Origin of the sequence: Spongiibacter tropicus DSM 19543 (assembly GCF_000420325.1) — a bacterium.
GTDB classification, from domain to species: domain Bacteria; phylum Pseudomonadota; class Gammaproteobacteria; order Pseudomonadales; family Spongiibacteraceae; genus Spongiibacter; species Spongiibacter tropicus.
The window spans coordinates 1,119,605-1,131,054 of the sequence record NZ_ATUS01000001.1; the positions used below are offsets into that span (position 1 = coordinate 1,119,605).

11 protein-coding genes are annotated in these 11,450 nt (G+C 57.0%); 8 read left to right on the top strand and 3 right to left on the bottom strand.

Annotation, left to right across the window (positions count from 1 at the left end; all coding sequences use genetic code 11):
- Window positions 1–9: 9 nt before the first annotated feature.
- The 4 genes from G411_RS0105310 to G411_RS0105325 all read left to right on the top strand — a co-directional run bounded on the left by G411_RS0105310 (window position 10) and on the right by G411_RS0105325 (window position 3,149).
- Window positions 10–1,269: a ribonucleotide-diphosphate reductase subunit beta gene (locus G411_RS0105310; RefSeq protein WP_022958139.1), complete on the top strand. Its 1,260-nt coding sequence runs from the start codon at window positions 10–12 to the stop codon at window positions 1,267–1,269.
- Window positions 1,270–1,465: 196 nt separating this feature from the next.
- On the top strand, window positions 1,466–2,110 hold the full coding sequence (locus tag G411_RS0105315) for a glutathione S-transferase family protein (protein ID WP_022958140.1): 645 nt from the start codon (window positions 1,466–1,468) through the stop codon (window positions 2,108–2,110).
- Between the two features lie 18 nt (window positions 2,111–2,128).
- Window positions 2,129–2,677, top strand: coding sequence for a GFA family protein (locus tag G411_RS0105320; RefSeq protein WP_022958141.1), 549 nt, complete (start codon window positions 2,129–2,131; stop codon window positions 2,675–2,677).
- A gap of 10 nt (window positions 2,678–2,687) precedes the next feature.
- Window positions 2,688–3,149: a GNAT family N-acetyltransferase gene (locus tag G411_RS0105325; RefSeq protein ID WP_022958142.1), complete on the top strand. Its 462-nt coding sequence runs from the start codon at window positions 2,688–2,690 to the stop codon at window positions 3,147–3,149.
- Window positions 3,150–3,258: 109 nt separating this feature from the next.
- Here G411_RS0105325 and G411_RS0105330 read toward each other — a convergent pair whose 3' ends face one another.
- Complete coding sequence (locus tag G411_RS0105330; RefSeq protein ID WP_157581136.1) at window positions 3,259–3,489, bottom strand: hypothetical protein; 231 nt, start codon at window positions 3,487–3,489, stop codon at window positions 3,259–3,261.
- 176 nt (window positions 3,490–3,665) lie between these two features.
- Here G411_RS0105330 and G411_RS19440 point away from each other — a divergent pair, with 176 nt between their 5' ends.
- The 4 genes from G411_RS19440 to G411_RS0105350 are packed head-to-tail and all read left to right on the top strand — an operon-like array spanning window position 3,666 to window position 9,928.
- Window positions 3,666–4,928, top strand: coding sequence for a TolC family protein (locus tag G411_RS19440; RefSeq protein ID WP_022958144.1), 1,263 nt, complete (start codon window positions 3,666–3,668; stop codon window positions 4,926–4,928).
- Window positions 4,918–5,895 carry an efflux RND transporter periplasmic adaptor subunit gene (locus G411_RS0105340; protein WP_211218292.1) on the top strand — a complete coding sequence of 326 codons (978 nt, stop codon included), beginning with the start codon at window positions 4,918–4,920 and terminating at the stop codon, window positions 5,893–5,895. Before G411_RS19440 ends, G411_RS0105340 begins: the two co-directional genes overlap by 11 nt.
- A gap of 10 nt (window positions 5,896–5,905) precedes the next feature.
- Window positions 5,906–9,004 (top strand): efflux RND transporter permease subunit, encoded by a 3,099-nt coding sequence (locus G411_RS0105345; RefSeq protein ID WP_022958146.1) that lies wholly within the window; start codon window positions 5,906–5,908, stop codon window positions 9,002–9,004.
- Window positions 9,005–9,055: 51 nt separating this feature from the next.
- A complete protein-coding gene (locus tag G411_RS0105350; protein WP_022958147.1) occupies window positions 9,056–9,928 on the top strand; it encodes a cation diffusion facilitator family transporter in 873 nt (290 codons plus the stop codon).
- A gap of 24 nt (window positions 9,929–9,952) precedes the next feature.
- Here the strand turns inward: G411_RS0105350 and G411_RS21330 are convergent, their stop codons facing one another.
- Both G411_RS21330 and G411_RS19450 read right to left on the bottom strand, forming a co-directional pair.
- On the bottom strand, window positions 9,953–10,876 hold the full coding sequence (locus tag G411_RS21330; protein ID WP_022958148.1) for a M56 family metallopeptidase: 924 nt from the start codon (window positions 10,874–10,876) through the stop codon (window positions 9,953–9,955).
- On the bottom strand, window positions 10,869–11,315 hold the full coding sequence (locus tag G411_RS19450; protein ID WP_022958149.1) for a BlaI/MecI/CopY family transcriptional regulator: 447 nt from the start codon (window positions 11,313–11,315) through the stop codon (window positions 10,869–10,871). Before G411_RS19450 ends, G411_RS21330 begins: the two co-directional genes overlap by 8 nt.
- Window positions 11,316–11,450: the final 135 nt, after the last annotated feature.

The window sequence follows — 11,450 nt, forward strand, 5'->3', positions numbered from 1 at the left end:
GACGAACCAATGCTCAGCTGGGACGATTTCGACAAAGACGACAACGAAGCCAACGCCAAGCCGCAGCCCAAAGCCGCGCCACAGCCTCAACAGGCACCTGCGGCAGAAAGCCGAGGCCCGGCCGTAGCCAGCCAGACACCACCGCCCGCACAAGCGGAAGAACCCGCCAGCGCGCAGAGCGTGATGGACAAAGCCAGCGCCTCACTCGATAACCTCGACGTGGCCGCCGGTCTGGAAGAGCTGGAAATGGGCGCCGCCCGCCTGCGCGTAGAAGACAAGCGCATCATCAACTGCCACCTCGACCTCAACCAGCTCGTGCCCTTCAAATACGACTGGGCCTGGCAGAAATACCTCGACGGCTGTGCCAACCACTGGATGCCGCAAGAGGTCAACATGACCGCCGACATCTCCCTGTGGAAAAACCCCGAGGGCCTGACCGACGACGAACGCCGTATCGTCATGCGCTCACTGGGCTACTTCTCCACCGCCGACTCGCTGGTTGCCAACAACCTCGTCCTGGCCGTGTACCGCCACATCACCAACCCAGAGTGCCGCCAGTACCTGCTGCGTCAGGCCTTTGAAGAAGCCATCCACACCCACGCCTACCAGTACTGTGTCGAGTCACTGGGCATGGACGAAGGCGAAGTCTTCAACATGTACCGCGAGCTGCCCTCCATCGCCAAAAAGGCGGCGTGGAGCCTGACCCACACTCAGGCACTGGGCGACCCCAACTTCAAAACCGGCACCCCGGAAGATGACCAGGAGCTGCTGCGCAACCTCATCGGTTTCTACGCCGTTACCGAAGGCATCTTCTTCTACTGTGGCTTCACCCAAATCCTGTCCATGGGTCGCCGCAACAAAATGACCGGCGTCGCCGAGCAGTTCCAGTACATCCTGCGCGACGAATCCATGCACCTGAACTTCGGCATCGACATGATCAACCAGATCAAGCTCGAAAACCCGCATCTGTGGAGCGCCCAGTTCCAGGAAGAAGTCACCCAGATGATCGTCGAAGGCATGCAACTGGAAATCGAATACGCCAAAGACTCCATGCCTCGCGGCGTACTCGGCATGAACTCGGCCATGATGGAGGAATACCTCAAATTCATCGCCAACCGCCGCCTCTCACAACTCGGCCTCAAAGAGCAGTTCCCCAACGCCCAAAACCCCTTCCCGTGGATGAGCGAAATCATGGACCTGCGCAAAGAGAAAAACTTCTTTGAAACCCGAGTGATTGAATACCAGACTGGCGGTGCGCTGACTTGGTAATAGCTCCCAAGGCCCTCTTTTAAGAGGGCCTTTTTGTTTGTATCAGTCAAGATACTCATTCACACCCTTTTAGAACGCGCCAAGCCATACGGCATCACATCTACTTCATCATCACCGAGCTTTCCCAGCGCCTATCACATCATGGTAAGTTGCCCTCAGACTGGCGACTGCCAACACTCAGCAGGGAGGCGCAACCATGACTGCCACTCGATTTACCATCACCACCTTTGACTGGGTCCCGGAGTTTCCGCGCGGCTTTGTCCGCGACTTGCGTGCGCGTTGGGCATTGGAGGAAGCTGGACTCGACTACATGGTGGAATCGGTGCCGTTTCACAACCGCCAGCCCGCGCACTTCAGTCAGCAGGCCTTTGGTCAGGTCCCGTGGCTGCGCGATGGTGATATCACGCTGTTCGAAAGCGGGGCCATGCTGCTGCATATCGGCGAGCAAAGCGACGCGCTGCTCCCCACTGCCCCGGCAGAACGGGCAGAGGTCATACAGTGGCTATTCGCCGCGCTGAACTCGGTGGAAATGGCCAGCCTGCCCTGGTTTATTTTGCGGTTTACCGACGGCGATGAATCGGCTCCCGAGCGCGCCCGCATTCTAGACTTTCTCAAGGCTCGCCTTCGTCACATGGGAGCCGTGTTGGCAGACCGGGAGTGGCTGGCCGACAGCTTCTCGATTGCCGATATTGCGATGGCCGATGTGTTGCGTCTGGTGGACCGCCTGGATGGGCTGGACGACTCGCCACATTGTCGCCAGTATGTTGCAAAGGCTTGCTCGCGACCGGCGTTTCAAAAAGCCCATGCGGATCAGCTCGCCCATTTCGCCCAGAACGACTGACGGACAGGAGTCCCTGTTATGAGTTCGAACAGCATCACCGTTCAATGTCGCTGCGGACACACGACTCTGGCGCTTGAGGGTAAGCACATTATGAGCGTGGAATGCCTGTGCCGGGATTGTCAGCAGGCGGGAGCGCTGCTTCAAACACTGGACAGCGCCCCACCGCTATTGGACGACAACGGGGCCACGCGATTTGTGGTGTATAGAAAGGACCGTGTTCGCTGTCAGTCCGGGCAAGACGCACTGAAGGAGCACCGCCTGTCTCTGGCAGCGAAGACGCGCCGCGTGGTTGCCTGCTGCTGCAATACGCCGATGTTCCTCGAATTTATGAACGGTCATTGGCTGAGCCTGCATGGCGGCCTTTGGCCTGCACAGACGCTGCCCGCACTGGAGATTCGTACCATGACCCGCGATAAGCCAGCGGGTGTATCGCTGCCTGATGATGTGCCGAACCCTGCCACACACACGCCGCGATTTTTCTTCAAGCTCATTGCAGCCTGGGCAGCGATGGGGTTTCGCTCTCCAGCCGTCGATTATATTAGCGGCGATATCACCCTTCCCGAGTAGCCAAAATCCGATGACCGAAATCACCTATCCTCGCCTTGACGCGATCGATGCAGAGGAGTTGCTGCCCTTACTCAACAGCCACCGCGTTCGACAACACCTTATTGCGCACCCCTTGTTTACTCTGTCGTCCTTACAGCAGTGGCTGGTCGAGAAGCAGCGCGTTGACGCGACACCGGGCTGCCGCGTCAGGGCCATTGCGCTGAACGATGCGCTGATAGGCTGGTGCGGTATTCAGCGGGAAAACGACGAGTATGAGCTGGCCGTGGTGATTGGCGAACAAGCCTGGGGAGTCGGCAAAGCCGTTTTTCTCGAGCTGATGGACTGGGCGAAGACAATGGGCCACCGCGAAGTGGCGATCAACTTCTTTCACACCCGGCGGCCATACCGTTTCCTGACAAAGCGGGCGATCTCGGTCAGGCAGGTTGAGCTGCTGGGCGCGTCATTCACGCGCTACCAGCTCGCCGTGGATTAACGGTTCCGATCAAGCAAAAATTGATTTGGCATGTTCTGCGGGAAACCGCGCCAAGGAGCCAGAACTTTATTTGTCAGGCGGTATCCTATAGGCTCATCAGCAGCTCATTTCACAACAGCTTCATTTGGACATGAAACGCCGCGTACGTATCATCTACATACTCATCGCCCTGCTGGCATCGCAGTCTGTCTGGTCGATGCTGGATGAGCACGGCATTAGCAACGCCGCTCCGGCCACCGGAGAGCTGCGCCACGATGGGCATGCCGCTGATGATCAAGGTGAACGCCAGCATGCCGATGATGCGGAAAGTTGCATTCATTGTTGCCACTGCCATTTCCACCAAATCTCGTATGTTCCCCCTTCAGAATCCTCACTTGAGCTAGCGGTCAGAGAGGCCAATTCATCAGGCTATAGCGCGCTGCTGACCGAAGCGTATCCAAACACTCCCTTCAGGCCTCCCATCTTGTAAATCCTGTCTCAACCGACACATTTCGCGTTAAAACAACAGGATTACACATGAGTACTCTTCGTATCTGGTGCGAGCGATGGCTTGCGCTGGCCTTGTGTTTGCTGGCGTCTCCAGCCCATGCACAACTGACACTGCCAGAAGCGGTCGCTCGCGCACTCGACAACAACCCTTTTCTGCAAGTTTTCCCGCTTCGCGAACAAGCGGCAGCGGCAAGGACGGACACCGCCAAGCAAGCCCCTGGCTATGCCATCGGTATTGAAGCGGAAAACCTCGCCGGCAATGGCACATTGGCCGGCACTGGCAATGCGGAGTATGCACTGTCGATTAGCTCGGTGATTGAGCTTGGCGATAAACGCAAGGCCCGAACCGCCCTGGCCAACACCCGCTATGCCAGGACGGCTCTGGAGCACAAAGCGGCCGCGCTGGATTTGGTCGCCACCGTCACGCAAGGCTTTGTTAGCGCACTCAGTTTGAAGCATCAGATTTTCGTCGAAGAACGTGCTCTGGCGTTAACTGACGAGACTCTTGATGTTATCTCACGGCTCGCCCGTAAAGGCGCTGTGCCCGAGGCAGACAGACTCCGAGCGAAGGCGCAACAGTCGCAGGCCGAACTTAATCTCGCCGCGCTCAAAGCGGAATACGACGCTGAAAGACAGTCTCTGGCAAGCCTCTGGGGCGAGCCACAGGCCGGGTTCAACGACGTGGAGGGCAATCTCTTTTCCTTCGCCAATGCCACCGACTTCCCCAGCCTGCGGCGTCGCGTAGAGCGTTCACCCGAGCTGGCGATTCTCGCCTCAGAGCGGCGGATGGCGGAAGCGGAACTGGCGCTCGCACGCAGCCAGTCCAGTGCCAATATCAATTGGAGACTGGGTGTGCGTCATGAGCAGTTTAGTGGCGACTCTGCGTTGACGGCGAGCCTGGAAATCCCGCTATTTTCAGCCGCCCGAAATCGCGGAGAGGAAAAGGCAGCCCACGCCGAGTTCAATAGTCAATCTTATCGTCGCGAAGATCGGGAACTGAAGCTGGGCGCGCGGCTATATCGCGCCTGGCAGGCGTTTCAGCAAAACCAGTTGGCGGCAAAGACGCTGCAGACAAGGATTATCCCCACGCTGGAATCGGCCCAATCACAAACCCGCCGCGCCTACGAGCAGGGCCGTTATCGCTATACCGACTGGCTGGCCGTCCAGAATGAACTGCTGGATGCCCGGCGACGACTGATCCACGCCGCCACCGCGGCGCTCCACAATCAAACACTTATCGAACAGTTGACGGCCACTCCCCTCGCCGAGGAGGCAAGCCATGACGATTAAAACTGGAAACCGTCCTATGCAAATGCATCTCACCGCCCTGTGTCTGCTTCTTGCCATCGCTCAGCCCGGCATCGCCAGTGACAGCCACAACGACAACCAGCAAACGCACTACCCGGCGCAGGAAAGCAGCGATCTGGCGCAGCAGGATCATGCCAGTGAAGGCGAAGCAACCACCATTTCAGCGGCCATGGCGGCACGCAACGGGATAAGCTCAAAGATCGCTGGCCCCGGCAAGATAGAGCGCCACCTTCAGGTTTATGGTCGCCTGGAATTGCCCCCGGATCAGCGGGTAGCGCTTCGAGCACGCTTCGCCGGACTGGTGACATCGGTCAGAGCCCGTGTTGGCCAGAGCGTAGACAAGGGCGAAGTGTTAGCCGTGGTCGAGTCCAACGACAGCTTAAAAGACTACGCGGTAGTCGCTCCCATCAGCGGCATCATTCAATCCCGGCAAACCAGTGTTGGCGAAATCAGCGGTAATACCCCGCTGTTTACCGTGGTCGATACCCGACGGTTGTGGGCAACCCTGCAAGTGTTCTCCTCCCAGCGCTTTGAGGTCAAGCCGGGACTTCCGGTGCACGTGATTCACAACAACCACCGTCACGACAGTCACATCGAATCGATAGCACCCGCTGATCAGAGCGAACCTTACGTGATCGCGCGCGTGATGCTGGACAATGCCAATGGCGATATGGCACCCGGCGATCTGGTTTCCGCCGAAATCGATGCAGAGATTGTGAGCTCACCTTTAGTCATAAAAACACGCGCCATCCAACAACTGGACGGCAGGCCTGTCGTGTTTATTCAGGAGGGCGAACGCTACTACGCACGAGCGCTTGAGCCGGGTCGTACCGACGGGGTGCACACTGAAGTGCTGTCAGGGCTGGACGCGGGTGATCGCTATGTTGTCGACAACAGCTACTTGATCAAGGCAGACATTGAAAAGTCCGCTGCATCTCACGAGCACTGAGGAGAGAGTCATGATTGATGCCATTGTACGTCTCTCCATTGAGCGACGTTTTTTTGTACTCAGCCTCATAGCCGTATTGATCGGCATGGGTATCTGGAGTTATCAGCGACTCCCGATCGACGCGGTGCCCGACATTACAAATGTGCAGGTGCAAATCAATACCCATGCGCCGGGGTACTCACCGCTGGAAGCCGAGCAGCGCATCACCTTCCCTGTTGAAACGGCGCTCTATGGCCTGCCGCAGCTTGAGTACACACGCTCCTTGTCACGCTATGGCCTGTCGCAGGTGACCGTGGTGTTTGAAGAAGGCACCGATATTTACCACGCTCGCAATCTGATTGACGAGCGCTTGGCTTCCATAAAAAATGCGCTGCCGTCAGGGCTCGAACCGCAAATGGGGCCGATTGCCACGGGTCTGGGCGAAATCTTCAGCTATACCGTTGAAGCGGAGCCAGGATCGACACAGGCGAGCGGCAAGCCTTGGGATGCGACCTCGCTCAGGGAAATTCAGGACTGGCTGATCAAACCGCAATTGGCGCAGGTGCGCGGCGTGGTAGAAATCAACACCATTGGCGGCTTTGACAAGCAGTACCACATCACCCCCAAGCCAATGCAATTGCTGGAGCACGGCATTAGCTTGCAAGACATTGCCCGCGCAGTGCGGGCCAATAATAGCAATCGCGGGGCGGGTTACATTGAGCGCTACGGTGAGCAGATTTTAGTGCGCTCTCCGGGACAGCTCAAAACCATTGCAGACATTGAGAGCATTGTTGTTGCTCGACATCGCGCGGCGCCGGTGATGCTTAAAGATGTTGCAGAGGTCGCCATTGGCAAAGAGCTGCGCACCGGGGCGGCGACGCGCGACGGTCGGGAAACCGTATTGGCTACAGCCATGATGCTCACTGGCGCGAACGCCCGCCAAGTGGCAGCGGATCTCGCGGCCAGACTGGAGGCCATTAAAGCCTCCTTACCCGACGGCATTACGCTTGAAACGGTTTACGACCGGACCTCACTCGTCGATAAAACGATCGTCACGGTGCAGAAAAATCTGCTTGAAGGCGCCTTACTCGTCATTGTCGTTTTGCTGCTTCTGCTGGGAAATATTCGTGCGGCACTGATCACTGCGGCCGTAATTCCGCTGTCGATGATGGCGACCATTACCGGCATGGTAGGTACCGGTGTTTCCGCCAACTTGATGAGCCTCGGCGCGCTGGATTTCGGGCTCATTGTCGATGGTGCGGTGATTATTGTAGAAAACTGTATCCGGCGCCTGAGTCACGCCGGGCAACCGCTGCCATTGCGCGAGCGACTGGACGTGGTGTATGCGGCAACCCGGGAAGTGATACGCCCAAGCCTGTTCGGCGTGGCCATTATTACCGTCGTCTACATACCCATTTTTTCGCTCAGTGGTGTGGAAGGAAAAATGTTCCACCCTATGGCAGCGACCGTCATGATGGCCTTGCTGGCCGCGATGGCCATGTCGCTGACGCTGGTACCCGCCGCTGTAGCCGTCTTTATGAACGGCCCGGTTAAGGAACAGGAAAGTCGCATTATTCGCTCAGGCAAAGCCCTGTACCGCCCGTTACTGGAAAAGGCACTTGCCTTGCCCGGCGCGGTACTGGCAAGCGCTGGCGTTTTGCTCGCTTCATGCTTGTGGCTGGCAAGCACCCTTGGCGCGGAGTTCATCCCACAGCTTGATGAGGGAGATATCGCGCTGCATGCCCTGAGGATACCGGGTACAGGTCTCGAGCAATCGATAGCACTGCAGGAAATTCTGGAAGAAAAAATAAAAGCGTTTCCAGAGGTGGAGACCGTGTTTGCCAAGATCGGTACGCCGGAAGTCGCGACGGACCCGATGCCACCCAATGTGGCAGACAATTTTGTCATGCTAAAACCCCGCGACCAGTGGCCGGATCCCAGCCGCTCCAAGACGGAGCTGGTAAGCGCTATGGAGGAAGCCCTTGAGACATTGCCCGGCAACAACTACGAATTTACCCAACCTATTCAGATGCGGTTTAACGAATTGATTTCCGGGGTGCGAGCCGATCTGGGCATCAAGGTATTTGGCGACGATCTTGAACAACTTGAAAAAATCGCCCAGCAGATACTCACCGTCGTACAACAGCTCGACGGCGCAGCGGATGCACGGGTGGAGCAAGTCAGCGGCTTGCCCATGTTATCGGTGATCCCCAAACGCCTTGCCCTGGCGCAGTACGGTTTGACCGTAGACGATATGCAGACACTGATTGCGACGGGTATTGGCGGCAAAGAGCTGGGGCTCATCTACGAAGGTGATCGTCGCTTCACGCTCGCCTTGCGGCTGCCGGAAGATATACGACGCGATATCGACAGTCTCGGCTTTCTGCCAGTACCGCTGCCAAATGGTAATTATGTCCCACTGGCTGAAGTCGCAGACCTCAAGCTTAAACCTGCACCGGCGCAAATCAGCAGAGAAAACGGCAAACGCCGAGTCGTGGTAACGGCGAATGTGAGAGACCGGGACTTGGGCAGTTTTGTCGATGAAGCCAAGATTCAAATTTCGAAAAACCTGACATTACCCGCCGGTTATTGGCTTGACTACGGAGGCACGTTTGAACAATTGGAATCCGCCAGTAAACGGCTCGCGCTGGTCGTACCGGTCACACTGGCCATTATCATCGGATTGCTCGTCATGGCCTTCGGCTCGCTGAAAGACTCACTGATCATTTTTACCGGCGTACCACTGGCGCTTACCGGCGGTGTCTTGGCATTGTGGCTTCGCGGCCTTCCCTTATCCATTTCCGCCGGTGTCGGCTTTATCGCCCTTTCCGGTGTAGCCGTGCTGAATGGTCTGGTGATGCTGGCCTTTATTCGAGACCTCTGGCTTGAGACAGGCAATCTCCGTCAGGCGATTATTGATGGCGCACTGATCCGGCTGCGTCCGGTATTGATGACCGCCATGGTCGCCAGTCTGGGATTCATACCCATGGCATTAAACACCGGCACAGGCGCTGAAGTGCAACGGCCGTTGGCAACGGTCGTCATTGGCGGCATTCTGTCCTCCACGCTATTGACCCTGATCGTGCTACCGGTGTTATACCAATGGGCACACAAGAAGGATCAGCAATAGCCATTCTCCGCGGTGCAGCTTACCCTGCACCGCAATACACAGGAGACAATCATGCACGACCATACGCATGCCGCCCGATCCCAGCGCATGGGCTGGGCATTCCTCTTGAACCTGTCGTTCTCGATCATCGAATTTATTGGCGGCTGGCTCACCAACAGCACGGCCATTATGGCGGATGCGGTCCACGACCTGGGAGACAGCTTGTCCATCGGCAGTGGCTGGCTACTCGACCGGCTCGGAAATCGAAAGCCAGACTCTCAATTCACCTACGGCTATCGTCGCCTGAGTCTGGTGGGGGCACTCGTCAACGGTCTTGTATTAATCAGTGGATCAATATGGGTGATATCAGAGGCCTTACCGCGCCTGCTTAATCCCGTGATGCCTCACACCGAGGGGATGATTGCCTTGGCCGTGTTGGGAGTCACTGTAAACAGTTTCGCCGCCTATAAGCTCAAGGCAGGCAAAACACTCAATGAGAAGATTCTAAACTGGCATCTGATGGAGGACGTGTTTGGATGGCTGGCGGTTCTTCTCGTGGCCTTGGTCATGCCAATCGTAGACATGCCAATTCTCGATCCATTGCTGTCAGTCGGATTTACCTTATTCATTCTTATCAACGTAGTAAAAACGGTGTTGAAAACCGGGCGCCTTTTTATACAAGCCACGCCAAGCGCAAATACCGTCGATACGATCACTCAGTCTTTACGCTCCCTTGATAAGGTTGAGAGCGTCCATCACCTTCACCTCTGGTCACTGGACGGCGAGCAACACGTTCTTACCGCGCATATCAGGGCATATCCACTGGACTCACTTGAAGACTATTCAAAGCTAAAAGAAACCATCCATACGGCGCTGTCGAGCGAGGATATTGCACATACCACAATTGAAATTGAGCTGAGCGACGAGCGATGTCGGGATGAATAACACATCCACCACATCACGCCGTATCTACACCTCACCCAACCACTCTATTCCCATATGGGCGGCATTGAGCAGCACAAACACCAGACCCACCACACTGAAGAACAGCAACAGACTGAGCAACACTTTCTGCAGGACATCGCGCCCACCGGCGGCCTGCCGCTCCTCACCTTGACGCAGCCGCTCCGTATCACGCGCGGTTTTACTGCCCGACATTTTTTCCAATGCCGAGTGCAGCGCTGCCGGATCGCAACGCTTTCCAGCAAGTTGATCGCAGGCGAGTTCGGCATCGTGCTGATAGTCGTGCCTGATGCGCCTTGCAATGACTGGCGGCCACAGCAGGGACGACCAGCGCAGCATCAGCGATTTGAGGTTATCCAGACGGTAGGCGTGAGCCTGTTCATGGGCAATCACCGCCTGAAGTTCAGCTGCACTGAGTTGCTGTGTGAGTTGCCGGGAGACAAAGACTTTGGGTCGCAATAGCCCCACGCAGGAAGCCAGCATCCCCGGAGTATCGATAACACGCAGGGCCTGACCGGTTTCGGCTTCGGTGAGTTTTTCCAGCAGACGAAAGCGCCGTTGACTGAGGTGCAGCGACCAGATCAGTACCGCAAACACCAGCAGCACCAGCAAACCGCTTAACATGGCAACCGCCACCACGGCGCCCGCATTGGCATGCACCGGCGCATGAACACCGCAACGGCCGTCATGGCAATGCTCGGCAAGCAGATGTTCGAGCAGCGTCGGCTGGTTCAACAGCGCCACAACCGCGATGGACGACAGCGGCGCGGTCATACTGAATAGCAAACGCGCGGTGCTGCGCAGGGCGGGGTTGAGCGGCGCAATGCCGCGATGAAACAGGGGGTAACAAGCCGCCGTCAGCCATTCGGCAAGCACCGTCACAAGAAGCCAGATGCCTGCCCATTTCAGCAGGAACAACAGCTCAGTCATCGGCGGACTCGGTATCGCCGCGTTGATCCGCCTGCAGCACTTGCGAGACCTCTTCGCCGAGTGCCGGTGACTTCATCCGCAGATAGTCCACAAAGCCGGACAGCATAGGCGCCAGCTTTCCAGCGGCCACATCGTCGGCAAGATCATTCATCAGCCCGCTGATCAGTTGCGACTGGGTCATCAAGGCGCGATAGCGATACGCTCGCCCCACTTTGTGGCGCTCGACTAACTGTTTGCGGTGCAGGCGTTCCAGCGTGCTTTGTACCGTCGACAGAGAAAGTGTGTTTCCCCCCAACTGACTCAGTACTTCCTGGGCACTGGCGGTATGGCTGGCCCAGAGAATATCCAGCACCTCCACTTCGCGCGTCCCCAACTCTGGCAAACGCTGTGCGCGGGGCCACGTCAGCCGGCGTATCCATTTATTGTTATCCGATGCCATATCCTTCACGTACCTTACTCTGAACGCCTCAGTACTTGCCTTTAATGTCTGAAAACCGATGACTGGTCGGCCAAGGGGCTCGCTGTTATCAATACGACTATAACAACGACAAGCAAAGCGATTGCCAACCCTCAC